14 protein-coding genes and 2 pseudogenes are annotated in these 16977 nt (G+C 72.0%); 5 read left to right on the forward strand and 11 right to left on the reverse strand.

The window, feature by feature from the left end:
* Window positions 1-1832: glycosyl hydrolase family 95 catalytic domain-containing protein (locus BCY76_RS18020; protein WP_201791087.1), on the forward strand; the 1832-nt coding region annotated here is incomplete at its 5' end.
* Here the strand turns inward: BCY76_RS18020 and BCY76_RS19030 are convergent.
* From BCY76_RS19030 to BCY76_RS06075, 4 genes are all read right to left on the reverse strand, one after another.
* Window positions 1762-2739, reverse strand: a complete 978-nt coding sequence (locus BCY76_RS19030; RefSeq protein WP_237090002.1) for a DUF6807 family protein — start codon at window positions 2737-2739, stop codon at window positions 1762-1764. The two genes, BCY76_RS18020 and BCY76_RS19030, sit on opposite strands and share 71 nt — an antisense overlap.
* A 2-nt stretch (window positions 2740-2741) precedes the next feature.
* Complete coding sequence (locus BCY76_RS19035) at window positions 2742-3725, reverse strand: LacI family DNA-binding transcriptional regulator (RefSeq protein ID WP_237090003.1); 984 nt, start codon at window positions 3723-3725, stop codon at window positions 2742-2744.
* The gene (locus tag BCY76_RS06070; protein WP_083277304.1) at window positions 3725-5395 is read right to left on the reverse strand and encodes a glycoside hydrolase family 43 protein; all 1671 of its coding nucleotides are present in this window, start codon (window positions 5393-5395) and stop codon (window positions 3725-3727) included. Before BCY76_RS06070 ends, BCY76_RS19035 begins: the two co-directional genes overlap by 1 nt.
* A 167-nt stretch (window positions 5396-5562) precedes the next feature.
* Entirely contained in the window at window positions 5563-6732 is a 1170-nt protein-coding gene (locus BCY76_RS06075) for an ABC transporter substrate-binding protein (RefSeq protein WP_237090004.1), read from the reverse strand.
* A gap of 323 nt (window positions 6733-7055) precedes the next feature.
* Here BCY76_RS06075 and BCY76_RS06080 point away from each other — a divergent pair, with 323 nt between their 5' ends.
* From BCY76_RS06080 to BCY76_RS06090, 3 genes are all read left to right on the forward strand, one after another.
* Window positions 7056-7859 carry a LacI family DNA-binding transcriptional regulator gene (locus BCY76_RS06080; RefSeq protein WP_085437350.1) on the forward strand — a complete coding sequence of 268 codons (804 nt, stop codon included), beginning with the start codon at window positions 7056-7058 and terminating at the stop codon, window positions 7857-7859.
* Window positions 7850-8053 carry a hypothetical protein gene (locus tag BCY76_RS06085; protein WP_070158888.1) on the forward strand — a complete coding sequence of 68 codons (204 nt, stop codon included), beginning with the start codon at window positions 7850-7852 and terminating at the stop codon, window positions 8051-8053. The genes BCY76_RS06080 and BCY76_RS06085 overlap by 10 nt, the downstream gene beginning before the upstream one ends.
* A gap of 132 nt (window positions 8054-8185) precedes the next feature.
* Window positions 8186-8965 (forward strand): hypothetical protein, encoded by a 780-nt coding sequence (locus BCY76_RS06090; RefSeq protein WP_237090005.1) that lies wholly within the window; start codon window positions 8186-8188, stop codon window positions 8963-8965.
* 4 nt (window positions 8966-8969) lie between these two features.
* Here the strand turns inward: BCY76_RS06090 and BCY76_RS06095 are convergent, their stop codons facing one another.
* The 7 genes and pseudogenes from BCY76_RS06095 to BCY76_RS06115 all read right to left on the reverse strand — a co-directional run bounded on the left by BCY76_RS06095 (window position 8970) and on the right by BCY76_RS06115 (window position 15777).
* Complete coding sequence (locus BCY76_RS06095; protein WP_237090006.1) at window positions 8970-9725, reverse strand: M24 family metallopeptidase; 756 nt, start codon at window positions 9723-9725, stop codon at window positions 8970-8972.
* A complete protein-coding gene (locus tag BCY76_RS19040) occupies window positions 9722-10111 on the reverse strand; it encodes a hypothetical protein (protein WP_237090007.1) in 390 nt (129 codons plus the stop codon). The genes BCY76_RS06095 and BCY76_RS19040 overlap by 4 nt, the downstream gene beginning before the upstream one ends.
* A 92-nt stretch (window positions 10112-10203) precedes the next feature.
* The gene (locus BCY76_RS20295) at window positions 10204-10914 is read right to left on the reverse strand and encodes a DUF6807 family protein (RefSeq protein WP_336581995.1); all 711 of its coding nucleotides are present in this window, start codon (window positions 10912-10914) and stop codon (window positions 10204-10206) included.
* A gap of 638 nt (window positions 10915-11552) precedes the next feature.
* A pseudogene (locus tag BCY76_RS20665) lies at window positions 11553-12308 on the reverse strand (Gfo/Idh/MocA family protein); the annotation flags it as partial.
* 118 nt (window positions 12309-12426) lie between these two features.
* Window positions 12427-13332: a sugar phosphate isomerase/epimerase family protein gene (locus BCY76_RS06105; protein ID WP_085437352.1), complete on the reverse strand. Its 906-nt coding sequence runs from the start codon at window positions 13330-13332 to the stop codon at window positions 12427-12429.
* Window positions 13329-14557: pseudogene (locus BCY76_RS06110) on the reverse strand (dihydrodipicolinate synthase family protein). Before BCY76_RS06110 ends, BCY76_RS06105 begins: the two are co-directional and overlap by 4 nt.
* A 53-nt stretch (window positions 14558-14610) precedes the next feature.
* Window positions 14611-15777 carry a Gfo/Idh/MocA family protein gene (locus BCY76_RS06115; RefSeq protein WP_085437354.1) on the reverse strand — a complete coding sequence of 389 codons (1167 nt, stop codon included), beginning with the start codon at window positions 15775-15777 and terminating at the stop codon, window positions 14611-14613.
* Window positions 15778-15887: 110 nt separating this feature from the next.
* On the opposite strand from BCY76_RS06115, the gene BCY76_RS06120 reads away from it, so the two are divergent.
* Window positions 15888-16916 (forward strand): LacI family DNA-binding transcriptional regulator, encoded by a 1029-nt coding sequence (locus tag BCY76_RS06120; RefSeq protein WP_070160394.1) that lies wholly within the window; start codon window positions 15888-15890, stop codon window positions 16914-16916.
* Window positions 16917-16977: the final 61 nt, after the last annotated feature.

Genomic DNA, 16977 nt, shown 5'->3' on the forward strand with positions numbered 1-16977 from the left:
GGCGGAGCCGCCCCGCGGACCAGCACGAGACCGCCGAGACCACTGTCAGCCCGCTGCCGGCCGCCGAGCTGCACGGTGAGGGAAGCCTCGTCGCGCGGCTGCCGGTGCCGGCGGGCTCCGCGGCCAGGCTTCAGCTGCGCGTCACCGTGGACGGCGCCCCGGCCCATGACCCGCTGCTGGACGGCACGACCCTGCCCAGCCCGCCACGGGAGGAGCTGGCGGCCCGCAGCGTCTTCCGGCTCGGGCCGACGCGGGACACGGGGGAGCCGCAAGGTGCTGGGAAACGGCAGGACACGGGGGAGCGGCCGTGGTCCGCACAGCCCACGGAGGAGCTGCTGGCCGCCGCCCGCACTGGCGACCTCGCCGCCGAGGACGCGCTGGTGGAGCTCGTCTACGCCGCCTCCCGGCACACGGTCATCTCCTCCACGGGGATGCTGCCGCCGAACCTGACCGGCCTGTGGCAGGGCACCTGGACGCCCGCCTGGTCCGGGGACTACACGCTCAACGGCAACGTCACGCTGGGCGCCACCGCTTCGATGATCTCCACCGGCATGCCGGAGCTGCGCCTGAGTCTGCTGCGCCTGGTCTCCCGGCACCTTCCGGCGTTCCGCGAGAACGCCCGCCGGATCTTCGGGGCGGAGGGAGTGCTGCTGCCCGCCCGGCTGAGCACCCACGGGCACGCCAGCCACTTCTCGGTGGGATTCCCGCATCTGTTCTGGCTCGGCGGCGGCCCCTGGGTGCTGCGGCAGGGCTGGGACCTGTTCTCCGCCACCGGGGACACGGCCCTTCTGCCGTGGCTGTGGTCCTTCGCCCAGGAGGTCATGCGCTGCTGCGAGACCGCCGTCCACCACCACGACGGCGTCGCCCACCTGGTGCCCAGCTACTCGCCGGAGAACACCCCGCGCGGGGCGGCGAACCCGCTGGCCGTGGACGCCACCTCCGACATCGCCGCGATCCGCGATGCCGCCGTCGTGGCCACGCGGATCGGCCGACTGATGGGGGACGAGTCGCACGCCGCGGACTGGGCTGGGCTGCGGGAGAGCCTCCCGGTGCCGCGGCTGACCTCCGAGGGTGCGCTCGCCGAGTGGGCGCACCCCGGCTTTCCGGATGAGCCGCACCACCGGCACACCTCTCACCTGTACCCCTTCGGGACGGAAGGGGACGAGGCCTTCGCCGCTGAGGAGATGCGGGCTGCGGCCCTGACCACGGTGCGGCAGCGGCTCGCCTACCGAGAGTCGGACCCGCCGGAGAGCATGGAGATGGCCTTCGGCCTGTGCGAACTCGGCGTGGTGGCCGCCCGACTCGGTGACGCTGACCTGGCCCTGCGGGTGGTGCACACCCTCGCCGGCAACTACTGGCGTCCCAGCATGATGTCCACCCATGACCCCGGATCCATCCTCAACGCCGACGCCTCCGGCGGGTTCCCCGCCGTGGTGTCCGCCATGCTGCTGACCAGCGGCCCCGGCCAGGCCGTGCTGCTCCCTGCCCTGCCCGAGCGGTGGCCCACTGGTGCCGTCACCGGCCTGTGCGGGGCGGAGGGGCTGGCCCTCGAAGAGCTCGCATGGGACGCGGACCGGGCCCGGGCGACTCTGCGCCGTCGCCCCGGCTCCCAGGCGGCCTGGCCGTCACCGTGGCTGAACATCGTCGCAGGGCGCGGGTGGCGGCACGCCGACGGCGGCGAGCAGCCGCACCGTGGAGCTGACCGAGGCCCCGATGACCCTGGAGCTGCGGCGCGGCTGAGCCGCCCCGAGGCCACGAGGGTCAGGCGCTGCGTGCCGCCTGCACCCGTCCCTCGCCGAGCTCCAGGAGCCGATCCACCTCGTCGGCGTTGACCCGGCGGTCCACGACGACGGCGAGCATCTCCACCGGGTACACCTCACCGGATGCCAGCTCCAGCGGGGCGTCCCAGGCCAGTGCTGGGCCCAGGCCGATGTAGTCGGAGGCCCGGACGAACCACGGGACCGGGTCCGCCGACTGCTGGGCCAGCACCAGGCTCGTCCAGTCCTCGCTGTGACGGACGGCCACTGAGACCCACCTCGCCGGCGCACCGTGGATGTCCTGGGCGCCGGCGGAGTTCAGGACCTCCACCTCGTCCCCGGAGGCCAGCCGCCAGAAGAATCCACCGTAGCCCGCCCCCGGACGGCCCCGCACCGCCGGGCTGGAGATGGTCAGAGCGTGCTCGGCCCGCAGCGCGGAGGACCAGCGCAGCGCCCAGGCCTCCGTCTCCTCCAGTCCGGCGCCGGTGACCTCGCGCTGCTCGTGCAGCTGCGGTCGCTGGTCCTGGTCGATCCAGCGGATCTCCTGACGCAGCGTGGCCCCGCGGTGCAGCATCTGGGCGTGGTCCACATGCTGGTGCCCGTGGTTGGGCAGCAGCATCGGGCCGTGCTCCGGGTCGAAGGTGCGGCCTCCCCAGTAGGTGGTGCCGTCCACATCCGGGATGGTCAGCGAGACGCCGTAGTGGTGGCGGTGGTCGTCCGGGCTGCGGTCCGTAAGCAGGCGCCCGCGCAGGCTCCGCACCGGGTGCAGGTGGGGACGCGGGCTGTGGACCGTGGGCATCCGCTCGCCGCCCATGCTGTGGGCCAGGACCAGCTCCCCGAGCTCCAGCTGCCAGCTGGCACCGCGCGCGGACCAGCGGGGCCCGCCGTCGTCGTCAGCGTGCCGGTGGGCCCGGCCCGAGAGGTCCGTGGAGGGAGCGGTGAGCGCGCGCGGGGGCGGCACGGGACCGGTGCTGGTGCGCACCGTCAGCTCCGGGACGAAGGTCTCGGGCGCCGGCCGGAGGCGGGCACGGGCCCGCCGGCGACCACCTCGGCCAGCAGCTGCCAGGCCCGGCGGCCCAGCTCCGCGTGGGGGACGTTGACCGTGGTCAGCGCAGGGTTGGCGAAGCGAGCGAGCTCGATGTCGTCGAAGCCGGTGACCGAAAGGCCGTCGGGCACCCGCACCCCGGATTCGTTGAGCCGCGCCAGCAGCCCGAAGGCAGTCAGGTCATTGAACGCGACCACCGCTGTGGCCTCAGAGGCCAGCACCTGGTCGGCGGCCTCGAAGCCGGCGTCGATCGTCGACCCTCCGGCCAGGTGGTCCACCCGCAGCTCGGGGCGGCGGGCCACGGCATCCGCCAGCGCCTCCCGGCGAGGGATGTCGGAGATGCTGCCGGCCGGTCCGCGCAGATAGGCGAGATGCCGGTGGCCCAGCCCGGCCAGATGGTCCACCAGCCGGTGGATCCCCTGGGCGTGGTCGATGACCAGGCTGGGGATGTCCTCATGCGCGGTGGTGCGGTTGACCAGAACCACCGGGCGCAGCTGGGGGAGCAGCTCCTCCAGGGCCTCCTGCGGCATCCGCGGGTTCACCAGGATCACCGCATCGCAGCGGGCCCGGGCCTCCTGGGCGACGGCGGACTCGTCTGCGGTGCGGTCGGCCGTCTCAGCCACCAGCGTGCGGTAGTCCTCCGCCTCCGAGGCGTCCATGACGCCACGCAGCACCTGATGGAACATCGGATTGCGCAGATCCGGCACGACGACTGCCACCGTGCTGGAGCGGCCCAGGGACAGGCTGCGGGCCAGGGTGCTGGGCCGGTAGTTCAGTTCCGCGGCGGCCTCCCGCACACGGTCGGCGATGTCCGGGGCGACGGTGGACTGCCCGTTCATCACCCGGGAGACAGTGGCCCGGGAGACACCGGCGGCCGCGGCGACCTCGCCGATCTTGGGGCCGTCCTTCAGCACCCGTCCCATCACACTCTCCTGCCGTCCATGCAGACCGTCACGGCCGAGAATACCCCGTGGCCCACGGTGCCCGTCGCGGAGCGGGCACCGCCGGTCAGCGGAGCAGGGCGCCGGGCGAAGAGTCCCACCTCCGCCCCGATCCATCGGCCCTGCGTGGCCGTGAAGCCCGGGTCCACCTGGCGCCAGGGGTCCTGAGGGTGATGGCGCCAGAAGAAGGTGATCCGGGCGTCGTCGTCATGCGTCAGGGCCAGCTCGGCGGCATCGGAGGCGCGCAGCTCGGCGACGGTCGCCTCCGCTGGGCCCGCTGCGGAGGCGTCTGGCGAGGCGTCTGCCGATACGGCGGCGTCAACTGCCGCGCCGCCGGTGCGGCAGACCAGCCAGGTGCCGTCCTCGCGATGCTCCAGGCCGAGCCAGGTATAGGTGTCTCCCAGCACCGCCAGGCCCGCCTGGGCGCCGGGGCTGGGATCCTCCAGGTGGAGGCGGGTGGTCCACCGGCCCGCCCGGCCGGGCAGCTGCTGCCCCAGCACGGCGCCGTGGCGACGGAGGTCGTCCCCGGCTGCGGGCAGGGCGCGCAGCCTCGCGGTGCCGTCTCCGGGCAGGTGCAGCCAGTCTGGCTCGGGGTTGGCCTGCCAGTGCCAGCGTGGTGCCAGCACGGCGCTGCGGAACTCGTCGCTGCGGGACGGTTCGCGCTGCGCGAGGGAGCCAGGGTGCGGCACCGGGTGGGGGACCGGATGCTCGAGGACCGGACGTCCGCTGACCTCGTCCACGGGCTCTCCCAGCCGGGGCCAGCCGTCGTCGTCCCACCGCATCGGCTGCAGGTGGACCACCCGGCCGAACGGGCCGCGGTCCTGGAAGTGGAGGAACCAGTCCTCCCCGGCCGGCGTGGTGACCCAGGCGCCCTGGTGCGGGCCGTTGACGTCGGTGTCGTGCTGCTCCAGGACGACGCGGTGCTCATAGGGCCCGGCGATGTCCCGGGAGCGGAACACATACTGCCACCCGGTGGCGACCCCTCCGGCCGGAGCGAAGATCCAGTGCCAGCCGTCGCGGCGGTAGATCTTCGGGCCCTCCAGGGTGGTGCAGCCGGGGATGGCGTCGCCGTCGATGATGACCCGGGATTCGCTCAGCGGCCGACGCAGCTGCGGGTCCACCTCCACCAGGCTGATGCGGTTCTTCACCCCGGCGCGGCTGCGCGCCCAGCCGAAGACCACATAAGCCCTCCCGTCTTCGGCCCACACGGGGCACGGGTCGATGAGTCCGCGGCCCGGCAGCAGCAGATGCGGCGTGCTCCACGGGCCGCGCGGGTCCTCCGCGGAGGTGACGAAGAGACCATGGTCGGGGTCGGGGTGGACGATGTGGAAGACGCCGTCGTGATGCCGCAGGCTCGGCGCCCAGACTCCTCCGCCGCGCCGCGGCACGGCGAAATGCTCCGACGGCGGCACCGCGGGCAGCGCATTGGTGACGTGCTCCCACCTCACGAGGTCCCGGGAGTGCAGCACCGGCAGGCCCGGCGCCCGGTTGAAGCTGGAGGCGATCATCCAATAGTCCTCGCCCACCCGGACGGCGTCCGGATCCGGCCAGTCGGCGTTGAGGATCGGATTGCGATAGGTCTCATGAGTCGCGGCGGGCGTCGGGGGCTGGGCTGTCTCGACGAGCTGGGCTGTCAGGCGGGGGTGGTCCATGGAGTCCTTCTCCTCCTGCCGGGCCGGACGGAACAGGTCGGCCGGACCGCGCAGGATCGTACGGGCGGGACGGTGGGCCGCCCCTCTCGCACCAGAGGGGCGGCCCAGGGGAGAGGCGCACCGCTCAGGCGCCTCGCCCCGGTTCGGGGGTCACTGGAGGTCGGGGGTCACTGCAGGGCCGTCTGCATCTCGGCCATCATCTCCGCGGCGGCCTGCTCCGGGGTGAGACGCTCGAAGTACACCTCGGACTCATAGCGGAAGAGGGTCTCACGCATCGTGGAGAAGCCGATGGCCGGCACCGGCTCCGGCTCGCCGAGCTCCGGTTCGATCTCCTGGACGAACTCCGCAGAGTGTGCGTCGGCGGCGTCGAGCTCGGGCAGCACGGCAGCGCGGACGTCTTCGTCTGCGGGCAGACCGCGGTCGGTCAGCGAGATCAGGCCGGCCTCCTCGGAGCTGATGACGTGCTCGATGAACGCCCGGACCTCCTCGGGGTGCTCGGTGTCGGCCGAGGCGGAGAGCAGCATGGCGGACTTGAACCACATGCCGCTGTCCTCGGCCTGTCCGGTCTGCGAGGGGAAGCGCAGCAGCTGCATCTCGGCGCCGCTCGCATTGGCCAGCGTGGGCAGCTCGTTGGTCCACCAGCCGCTCAGGGCGACCTGTCCCAGCCCGGCCAGGGACTGTTCCGGGCCCAGCTCCATGTCCTCGGCCAGCGCGTCGGCCGGCGGCATGCCGCCGTCGTCCATGAGGTCCAGGACGTACTGGAAGTAGTCGGCGGCGTGCTGCTCGTCGAAGCCGAGCTCGCCGTCCTCGGTGGTCAGGTGGGCGTCGTGCTGGCGCAGCCACACCTGGAAGGCGCCGGGCTGGTTCAGCGAGACCGCGCCCCAGGCGTCGTCGAGGTGGTCGCTGAGCTCCACCGTGAGGTGGTGGTAGTCGTCCCAGGTCCAGGTGGTGTCGTCCGGCATGTCCACACCGGCCGCCTCGAAGAGGTCCGGGTTGGCCACCAGGGCGAAGGAGTTGATGCCGATCGTCACGCCGTAGAGACCGTCACCGGTGCGCCCGTTGTCCACGATGTCCGGGTCCAGGCCGTCGACGTCCACGGCGGAGAGCTCCAGCAGGGCGCCGCGGTCGGCATACTCCCGCAGGTACTTGTCGTCCATCTGGACGACGTCGGGCATGTCCCCGGCGGCGGTCCGGGTGGCCATCTGATCCCAGTAGCCGGAGTCCCCGTAGGCCGTCTCCACGGTGATCCCCGGGTGCGTGGCCTCGAAGGATTCGATGATCTCCTCGGTGAGCTGGAGTCGGTAGTCGGATCCCCAGAAAGCGAACTCCAGGGTCACGTCCCCGGAGTCCGCCTGCGCGTTCCCGCCGTCGCTGCAGGCGGTGAGCCCGACGACGGCCGCCAGGGCGAGGCCCGTGGGACGAAGCCGCGGGGGTGACGGGGTCCGCGGGGAGCACGTGCTCCAGGGCGAGAGCTGGGGGTGAACGTCATGGTCTCCATCCGCGTCATCATGCTGAGAAACCGGTTTCTCATGGCTGTTGGATCCCGACGTTAGTGAGGGGGACGGGTGGAGTCAAGGGTCAGGGGAGGCTGTGACGGTGCCGGTGCGGCATCGTGGGATGCCGCGCGTGCGGCCGGGCGAGACGCGCCTACGATGGGGGGATGCCAGAGTCCAAGGCCACCATCGTCGCGATCGCGCATCAGCTCGGCCTGTCCAAGACCACAGTGTCGGATGCGTTGAACGGCACCGGACGGGTCTCGCCGGCCACGGTGGCTCGGGTACGGGACGCCGCTGAGGAGGCCGGATACGTGGTCAACCGGGCCGCGCGTGCGCTGCGGCAGAAGCGAGCGGGGGCCGTGGGCATCCACCTGCCCGCCGGCTCGCGAGAGCTCGACTTCTACATGCAGTTCACCTTCGGCGTCAGCGACGTCGTCGGCGAGGCTGACCTCGATCTCAGTCTGCTGCACCGTGGCCGCGGCGAGGAGCGTGGCTTCCACCTCGACGGAGCGCTCGTGCTCGACCCGACGCCCGAGGATCCGGTGCTCGCCGCTCTGCTGAGGGCCCGGGTCCCGGTGGTCACGGTCGGCCGTCACCGCGGAGCCGGCGCGGAGCAGGTGGCCGGCATGATCCGGGCGCGTCATGAGGAGCTGCAGCGCGAGGCGCTGGCCACGCTGCCTCCGCGCGGCCGACGCCGCCCGGTGTTCCTCGGGATCGACGAGGGGCTCCCCGCCTCCTGGGCGCTCGAGGCCCGCGCGGCCTATGAGGCCTGGTGTCAGGAGCATGACGTCGAGCCGTGGGTGGTGGAGGTCTCTCCGGAGCTGCGCATCCCGGAGCTGTCCGACCTGGTCGGCTCCGTGGTGAGCGACGGCGCTGATGCGATCGTCTGCTGCGCCCAGGGGTACGCGGCCCAGTCTCAGAGCATCCTGCAGGGCCTCGGGCTCGAGCCGGCCGGGACGTGGATCTGATCTCCTTCGCCGGTGACGAGCTCCACGAAGTGCGTGAACCACGGATCACCGCTGTCGCGCTGGAGCCGCGGGCCTACGGGACCGCTTCCGCGGACCTGCTGCTGGAGGTCATGGCGCGGCCGCAGGAGAGCGCGCGGATCCGGGATTTCGACGGCGCCCATGTCGCGCCGGCCGAAAGGCCTCCGGGAGAGTGAAGTTGCTATGGTCCTCCCATGGGTATGACACAGACGAGGGGTCCCCACGGATCTGACGTTGGGCGCTCCTCGAGCGGCCTGGCGGCGGTGCTGGTGGCCGCGGTCCCTCTGATTCTGACCGGCTGCGTCACGTTGTCGGAGCCGGGAGAGCACGACCCTGATGCCGATCCCGACGCGATCGCACCGGCCGAGCAGGACCCTGCTGACGACGGTCGCGCTCCGGGCGACGACGGCCTGACGGTGGAGGCCCTGCTGGACGTCGAGACGTTGGAGACGCTGGTCCCCTCGGGCCGGGACGTCCCGGACGGCTACACCCTGGAGGAGCCGAACGCCTCCGAGGACGACCCCGACTGGACCTGGGAGGACTGGCGCAGTCAGATCGCCGGGGAGGACGTCCTCGATGACTGGGAGGCCTCCATTCCGGACGACGCCGACCCCGTGCAGGAGGCGCTGTGCACCGCCTCCATGGCCGAGCACCGCCAGGCGATCCTCGACACGATCGACGCCCTCGAAGCCTCCGACGCCGCGGATGCCACCGGGAACTCCTGGGTCTGGGAGACCTACCGGGGCGAGGACGGGGAGGTCATCGAGGTCACGCTGGAGGGGTATCCGGCCGTCGTCGGCGGTGACCTCGACGAGGCCTGGCATCAGCGCTCCGTGGACTGCTGGCCCGTGATCAACCACGCCCAGGAGGATCCTTACGCTCGACACCTGGAGCTGGACGGGCTCCTCGGCGTCGCGATGGGGTCCACGGACGAAGGCACCGAGATCAATGTGACCGCGGACCACGGCCAGCTGTGGGTGAACTACACGGCGCTCTCAGAGCGGCCCGGCGACGTCGATGCTCTCCTGACGACCGTGCAGGAGATCCACTCACACATCCTGGATCGCCTCGGCGCGCACGCCGACTGAGGCGTCATCGCCGCAGCACGGCCGGCCGTGCCAGCCCGGCGACCTCCACCGTCGGCCAGCGCTCGTCCACGCTGAGCACATCGATCCAGAGCCCGCTGTCGTGTCCCGCGGCCCCGCCGCCGGCGGCGCGCAGCACCACGGTGTCCTCCACCTTCGCGCCCAGGCCGAGCTCCGCGCTCCAACCGGTGGGGTTCCACGCGAACGGCTGGTTCTCCCGGATCAGGTCCGGCACTCCGGGCGCCACGCGAGGATCCCGGCCCTGGTACCCGGCGGCCCCGCCCTGATGATGCTTCGTCCACTCGTCGGCGGGGAACCCATGCCGCACATAGGACTCCTGCAGCGTCTCCAGCACCGACTCCAGACGGGCTCCGGGGCGCAGCGCGGCGAACACGTCGGCCTCCACGCCGAGGATCCGTGCATCCAGGTCGTCCTCCCCGGTGACGGCGCCCCCGAAGCCCACCCAGCGGGTCACGTCGGCGATCAGCCCCTGACGGCGCGCGCACACCACCGCCATGGCGCGGCGGCCCAGCGGCGCATCGGTGGGCAGCGGGTGGCGGTGGGCCGCTCGGGACTCACCGTTGACCAGCAGCACCACCGGGTCGGCGCCGGCGGCGATGATCCGCGGCGCCAGGGCGGCGGCCAGCTGCCGCTCGGTGGTCTCCGGGGTGACCTCGGAGAGCACGTCGGTCAGTGCCTTCGCGGAGGACCGGCACAGCGCCCGGTAGCGCTCCACCTCGACGTCCAGCAGCGAGGCTCTCACCGCTCGGAGCTGCTGGGCCGCCCCCGCCTCCCGGACCAGCGTCCAGCCGGCGGCCTGCGGCAGTCGCCGACGACGTCGTCCACATCGGCGTGCCACGGCAGCTCGTGCAGGCTCACGGTGCCGGCGTCGAGCAGCGCGGCCAGCGGCGCCAGCTCCTCGTCACGGATGCGGGCGAGCTCATTGGTGAACACCCCCACCGAGACGCCGTCGCGGTGCACCACGGCCCGCAGGATCGGGGCGCCGGCGAGGCTGATGTGCACCCGCGCCCCGGCCAGCAGCCAGGAGATCGCTCCTTCGGTGTCCAGCACGACGGCGTCGGCGCCCACCTCCTCCAGCACTCCGGTCAGCCGTGTGTGCTTGGCGTGGAACTCCTGCTCGGGGGTCATACTCCTCCTCGTGGTGGGGTGATCGGCGTTGCCTCCGCGGTGTGGGCCCTGATGAGCGACGATCAGCGCTCACACGGGCCCGCTGCGCGGACTCATCGTGAGACGCGGGTCGCGGTCAGCTCTGCCGACAGTCTGCTCCCCAGTGCGGCGGCTTCCGCACGGTCCAGCAGACCGTCGACGACGACGGCCCGCACTCGGCGTGCCACCGGCTCGCCCGGGCGAGCCATCACGGGGGCGTCCCAGGCCAGCGACCTGCCGATTCCGGGATAGCCGGAGTATCGCACGAACCAGGGGTCCTCGTCGGCGGAGGCCAGCACCAGTGTGGCCTCCCCGGCCCCCAGATGGGGGGCGATCTGCGCGGTGTCGAAGCGCCCGCTGATCGCCAGCCAGTCGCTGACGCTGCCGTGGACATCCTCCTCCCCGGAGGCCTGCGCGGTGAAGATCTCGGCCTCCCGCAGGGCGGGAAGCCGCCAGAAGAAGCCGCCGTAGCCGCCGCCTGCGCGCCCGTTGGAACCGGGGCTGCCCAGCGAGACCTCCCGGTCCACGGCCGGTGCGAGAGCGAAGCGGAAGTCCAACATCCATGACCGTTCGTCGCGGCCGGTCACCGTGACCTCGCGGTCCTCCTGCAGCAGTGTGGCACCGGTGCGGTCGATCCATGCCAGCTGCTGGGCCAGCCGCTGGCTGTGCGCGTCGTCGTCGAGCTGCTGCGCACGGATGACGATCCGGCCGTGGTCGTCGCGCCAGATGTACCGGCCGTCCTCCCGGGTGTAGGTGCGCCCGCCCCAGAAATTGGTGCCGTCCACATCCTGCAGTGCGACGCCGACGCCAGGTGCCAGGTGTGGTCCAGCGGCTGCTGATCGGAGACCAGCACTCCGCCGCGCGTGCGCACCCGGTCCAGGAAGGGCCGTGGGGAGTCGGTGGGGGAGATGTCGTCGCCGGTGCGCAGCTCTGCCACGGTCTGCGCCTCACCCGCGTCGGCGCCGGGAAGCGCCAGGGAACCGCTCGTGGCGGCGGGGGCCGCCCAGGGTGCCCCCAGCGAGGAGAACGTGGAGGGGGCCTTCACCGCGCGGGCGGCATAGTCCTCGATATGCGGGATCACCGGGTGCCGCTCGGGGCCGGAATCCACCTGCTCCACATGCTCCTCGCCGATCTGTGCCGGATCCTCCGCGGTGCGGACCGCCTCCAGCACGCGCATGAACGCCCCGGACTCGCGCAGCGGGGAGAGCAGCCTCTCGGCCTCCCCGGTGCGCACGTCGATCAGGTTCTCCAGCAGGTTGCTGCGCTCGAACTCCAGCGTCCGCGGCTTGCCGGCCTCCCCGGCGTTGAACGGCGCCTCCCGGTTGGGTGTGATCTCCAGCCGGTCTTCGGTGTAGTAAAGCACCGCGTGGCCTTCTGTGCCGTAGATCGTCACCCACGGCGGCCGGTGGTCCTCCGGCGCGCAGAGCGTCAGCGCCGCGGTCACGGGGATTCCCTCGGTGGTGCGCAGCGAGACGGTGGACGTGTCGTCGGCCTCGATCTGGTGGGCGTGCAGCAGCTCGGTGCCCAACTGGGCGACGTCGTCGGCGTCCCGGGCGCCGGCGATGTGCAGGGCGGTGCGCACTGCGTGGGCCAACGGGTTGGTGATCACTCCGTCGACCACCTGGACGCCGTCGAGTACCCGTCGGCCCGCCCAGGGAGCGCGGGCGTAGTAGGCCTCCCGGCGCAGCCACAGCCCGGTGGCTCCGACCGCGCGCAGCTGTCCGATGGCACCCGGGGCGTGGGGGGCGGCCAGCAGCTCCTCCAGCGCGGGCAGGGCATGGGACCCCAGCGACTGGAAGCCCACCTGGATGCGCCGGCCGAGCCGATCGGCGGCGTCCAGCAGCTCCTCATACTGGGCGAAGGTCGCCGTCGGCGGCTTCTCCAGCAGCACGTCGGCGCCCATCTCGAGCGCCTCCAGTGCGAGGTCCCGGTGCGTGTTGATCGGCGTGGAGACGATGACGACGTCGGGGCGGTGCCCGGCCTCGCGCGCCTCGGTGAGCGTGCGGTGCACCGGGATGTCCCCGCGGACCTCTGGGCCGGGGTCGCTGTAGCTGGCGCCGGCGATCAGCCGAGCCTTGCCCGATGCGGCCAGGCGCTGCAGGTTCAGCAGATGCTGGCGGCCGAAGCCGTCCAGGCCGACCAGCAGCACCGACGTCGGGGCGGATCCTTCAGCGGTCATGGCTCTCCTCGGAGTGACTGGCGCATCGAGTGGCCACGAATCCCGGCATCTGCTTCCCCGACACGGCGTGTCAGCCGGGAGATCCCGTGGTTCGTGGCCACTCGATGGGTGGGGATGGTCAGACGGCGGCGGACGGGGTGTGGGCGGACGCGGCCGTCAGGAACGGCTCCACCAGGTCGGCGTAGCGCGTCTTCATCGTCTCCAGCGTCACGGCGGCGTCCTGGGCGTTGATCTCCTCGTTGAAGATCTCCACCTCGACCGGTCCCGTGTAGCCGGCCTCGGCCACCCACCGGGAGATCGTGGGGAAGTCCACATGGCCGTCGCCCATCATCCCGCGGGACTTCAGGGCGTCGGCGGCGATCGGCAGGTTGAAGTCGCACACCTGGTAGCTGGCGAGACGACCCTCGCGGCCGGCGCGGGCGATCTGCTCCTGCAGCTGGGGGTCCCACCACACATGGAAGGTGTCGACGACGACGCCGACCGTCTCCGCCGGATGCGGGGCCGCCAGGTCCAGGGCCTCTCCCAGCGTGGAGAGCACCGCACGGTCCGCCGCATACATCGGGTGCAGCGGCTCCAGCACCAGCCGCACGCCGTGCTCGGCGGCGTAGGGCAGCAGCTCGGCGATGCCGTCGGCCACGCGGGCGCGGGCGTCCACGATCGACTTGTCCGCCCGGTCGCCCTCCCCGCCCAGCAGGTGCGCGGCGGAGGGGAGCCCGCCGACCACCATGATCAGCTCACCGGTGCCGATGGCGGCCGCCTCACGGATCGCCGCCCGGTTGGACTCCAGCGCGGCGGCCCGCCCTGCGGCGTCGGCCGGGGTGAGGAATCCGCCGCGGCACAGCGTGGTGGCGCTCAGTCCGGCGCCGGAGATGATCTGCGCGGCCTTCTCCGCCCCGCCTGCCTGCTCCAGCAGGTGACGCCAGGGGCCGATGTGGGAGAGCCCGGCGGCGGCGACGGCGTCGACGGCCTCCTGCAGGGACAGCTGTGGGGTGGTGCCCGTGTTCAGCGACAGCTCGAAGCTCATGCGAGGCCTCCGGTCTTCAGCAGGCTGGCCATGCGTTCGGCGGCCAGCTGCGGGTCGGGGAGCAGCCCGGCCTGGTCGGCCAGGACGAAGGTGTGCGCCAGGTGCGGCAGCGAGCGTCCCGCGTGCAGTCCGCCGACCAGCTGGAAGCCGGACTGGTGTCCGTTGAGCCAGGACAGGAAGGCGATGCCCGTCTTGTAGTAGAACGTCGGGGCGCTGAAGATGTGCTTCCCCAGCTCCCGGGTGGAGTCGAGGATGGCGCGCCCGCGGGCCGCATCGCCGGCGTCGTAGGCCTGCAGAGCCGTGGACGCCGCCGGGTAGATGGCGGCGAAGATGCCCAGCAGCGCATCCGAGTACGCCGTGTCGTCGCCGTCGATGAGCTCCGGGTAGTTGAAGTCGTCGCCGGTGTAGAGCCGCACGCCCTCCGGCAGAGCGGCGCGCAGGCGCTTCTCGTGCTCGGCGTCCAGCAGGGAGACCTTCACGCCGTCGACCTTCTCCGGGTTCTGCCGGATCAGGGTCAGGAAGGTCTCGGTGGCCTCGGCGACGTCGTCGGATCCCCAGTAGCCGGCCAGCGCCGGGTCGAACATGGGGCCGAGCCAGTGCAGCACCACCGGCTCCTGGGCGGTGGTCAGCAGGCGGGTGTAGACGTCCAGGTAGTCCTGGGCCCCGGAGGCGACCTTGGCCAGGGCGCGGGAGGCCATGAGGATCACCTTCGCCCCAGAGGTCTCCACGACCTCCAGCTGCTCCAGGTAGGCGGCGAGCACGGTCTGGATCCCGGCCTCGCCCGGCTCCACGGAGGCCGGGTCCACCTGGTCGGTGCCGGCGCCGCAGGCGACGAGGTCGCGCACGGTGCGGCCGGCCAGTGCCGGGTAGGTGCCGGCCTCGACGACCGCCGCGGCCTCCGCCGCCGAACGACGGATGAGCTCCTTCGTGGCCTCATAGTCCAGGCCCATGCCGCGCTGGGCGGTGTCCATGCGTCGGCGACGCCGAGCCCGTAGGACCACAGCTCGTGCCGGTAGGCCAGCGTGGCCTCCCAGTCCAGCTGGGCCGGCGCGCCGGGGACGTTGTCCGCGGACATCACCGGCACCACATGGGCGGCGGCGTAGACCTTCCGGGAGGTCAGGGGCTTCTCCGGGCGGGTGAACGGCCCCAGGGAGGGGTCGGCCTGGCCGGTCATGGTGTACTCCACGGTGCCGCCGTCGAGCGACGGCAGCGTCAGCGTGGGCAGGGGCGTGGTCTGCTGTGCGGGGGCGCTGGCAGTGCTGGTGGTGCTGGTGGTGCTCACAGGGTGATCTCCGGGATGTCGAGGGTGCGGCGCTCGGCGTGGGACTTCAGGCCGAGCTCGGCGAGCTGGACGCCGCGGGCGGCGGAGAGCAGGCCGAACCGGTGGTCACGGCCGGCGACGACGTCGGCGAGGAACTCCTCCCACTGCAGCTTGAAGCCGTTGTCCAGCTCGGCGTTGGCGGGGACCTCCATCCACTGGTCGCGGAAGGACTCGGTGACCGGGAGGTCCGGGTTCCACACCGGCTTCGGCGTGTGGGCGCGCTGCTGGGCCACACACTTGTTCAGGCCGGCGACGGCGGAGCCGTGGGTGCCGTCGATCTGGAACTCCACGAGTTCGTCGCGGTAGACGCGCACCGCCCAGGAGGAGTTGATCTGGCCGACCACCTGGTCGCCCTGCGGGGTCTCCAGGTCGAAGATGCCGTAGGCGGCGTCGTCGGCGTCGGCGTCGTAGGGCTCGCAGTTCTCGTCCCAGCGCGTGGGGATGTGGGTGGCGGTCCTGGACGTGACGGACTTGACCGTGCCGATGATGCCTTCGAGCACGTAGTTCCAGTGGCAGTACATGTCGGTGGTCATGGAGCCGCCGTCGGCCAGACGGTAGTTCCAGGAGGGGCGCTGGGCGGGCTGGACCTCGCCCTCGAAGACCCAGTACCCGAACTCGCCGCGCAGGGAGAGGATGCGGCCGAAGAAGCCCTCGTCCACCAGGCGGCGCAGCTTCACCAGGCCGGGCAGGTAGAGCTTGTCGTGGACGACGCCGGCGGTGATGCCGGCGGTCTTGGCCTGGCGCGCCAGGTCCACGGCCTCCTCGAGGGTCTCGGCGGTGGGCTTCTCGGTGAAGATGTGCTTGCCGGCGGCGATCGCCTTGGACAGCGTGGCGGGGCGCAGGGAGGTCATGGAGGCGTCGAAGACGATGTCCACTGACGGGTCGTTGATGGCCCCGTCGAGGTCGGTGGTCCAGTGCTCGACGTCGTGCCTGGCGGCGAGCTCCTTGATCTTGGACTCGTTGCGACCGACGAGGATCGGCTCGACGGTGACCTTGGAGCCGTCGGCGAGCGTGATGCCGCCCTGGTCGCGGATGGGGAGGATGGAGCGCAGCAGGTGCTGGCGGTAGCCCATCCGGCCGGTGATGCCGTTCATGGCGATGCGGAGGACGCGGGGCTCAGTCATGGAATCGGGGCTCCTTGCAGGGGGTCTGGCGGGGCGATGATGTTGGAATGCGCTTTCCACGGTAGTATCGCTCCAAAGAGTGTGTCAACTGTCACAGGCAGGAGCTTCAGATGGCTGTCCGTCTGGCCGACGTGGCCAAGGCCGCCGGGGTGTCCCAGTCCACGGCCTCCCGAGTGCTCAACGGATCCACCCGTCGGCCCAAGCCCGAGATCGCCGACCGCGTGCGCGCGGCCGCCGAGGAGCTGGGCTATTTCCCCAATGCGCAGGCGCAAGCGCTTGCCCGATCCTCGGCCGGCCTGATGGGCCTGATCGTCCATGACATCGCCGATCCGTACTTCTCTTCGATCGCCCGCGGGGCGCAGCGCGGCCTGGCCGGGACCGGCGTCCAGCTCATGCTGGCCTCCACGGAACGCGAGGCCGCGGCGGAGGTAGAGGCGGTGCGCGCCTTCATGTCATACCGGACCGATGCGATACTCCTGGCCGGCTCCCGCGGCATGGAGGACGACGCCCTGCTGCAGAAGGTGCTGGAGACCTATCAGGACAACGGCGGGAAGGTCTCCATGATCGGTCAGCCCTTCCCGACCGCCGGCGGTGTGCAGATCGACAACGAGGCCGGGGCTGCCGCGCTGGCCTCCGAGCTGCTCAAGCTTGGGCACCGGCGCTTCGCCGTGCTCAGCGGAGAGCAGGAGCTGTCCACCTCGGCGCAGCGCTCCGACGGGTTCATCGCCAAGCTCAAGGCGGCCGGCGTCGTTCCGGAGGTGGTCAAGGAGGGCACCTTCACCCGCGACGGCGGCTACTTCATGATGGGCGAGCTCATCAGCTCCGGTGCGGTCTCCGCGGCGGAGGGGTCTGAGGGGGGCGGGCCGCTGTGCGTGTTCTGCGTCAACGACGTCATGGCGCTGGGTGCCCTGGCGGCGATCCGCGAGGCGGGACTGCGCGTTCCCGAGGATGTCGCGCTCGCCGGCTTCGACGACATTCCGACGCTGGCCGACCAGTTCCCCTCGATCACCACCGTCCGGCTGCCCCTGGAAGAGATCGGCCGGATGACGGCGTCGATGACGCTGGCACCCGGGGATGCCGAACGCCGCATGGTGGTGGAGGGCGCCCCCGTGCTCCGGGAGAGCACCCGGCTGCCCTGAGGCCCCACCGACCCGCCGATACGCCGTCTCCGCCCCGTGGTGGTTGCCTTCGGGGATCATC

Origin of the sequence: Nesterenkonia sp. PF2B19, from assembly GCF_001758425.2 — a bacterium.
Taxonomy (GTDB): Bacteria; Actinomycetota; Actinomycetes; order Actinomycetales; family Micrococcaceae; genus Nesterenkonia; species Nesterenkonia aethiopica.

Excerpts from the sequence above, each read along its gene's own strand:
- BCY76_RS19035 (WP_237090003.1), bottom strand. The coding sequence starts at position 3,725 with ATGGGACGGGTGCTGAAGGACGGCCCCAAGATCGGCGAGGTCGCCGCG.
- BCY76_RS06070 (WP_083277304.1), bottom strand. The coding sequence starts at position 5,395 with ATGGACCACCCCCGCCTGACAGCCCAGCTCGTCGAGACAGCCCAGCCC.
- BCY76_RS06080 (WP_085437350.1), top strand. The coding sequence starts at position 7,056 with ATGCCAGAGTCCAAGGCCACCATCGTCGCGATCGCGCATCAGCTCGGC.
- BCY76_RS19040 (WP_237090007.1), bottom strand. The coding sequence starts at position 10,111 with ATGACCCCCGAGCAGGAGTTCCACGCCAAGCACACACGGCTGACCGGA.
- BCY76_RS06105 (WP_085437352.1), bottom strand. The coding sequence starts at position 13,332 with ATGAGCTTCGAGCTGTCGCTGAACACGGGCACCACCCCACAGCTGTCC.
- BCY76_RS06115 (WP_085437354.1), bottom strand. The coding sequence starts at position 15,777 with ATGACTGAGCCCCGCGTCCTCCGCATCGCCATGAACGGCATCACCGGC.
- BCY76_RS06120 (WP_070160394.1), top strand. The coding sequence starts at position 15,888 with ATGGCTGTCCGTCTGGCCGACGTGGCCAAGGCCGCCGGGGTGTCCCAG.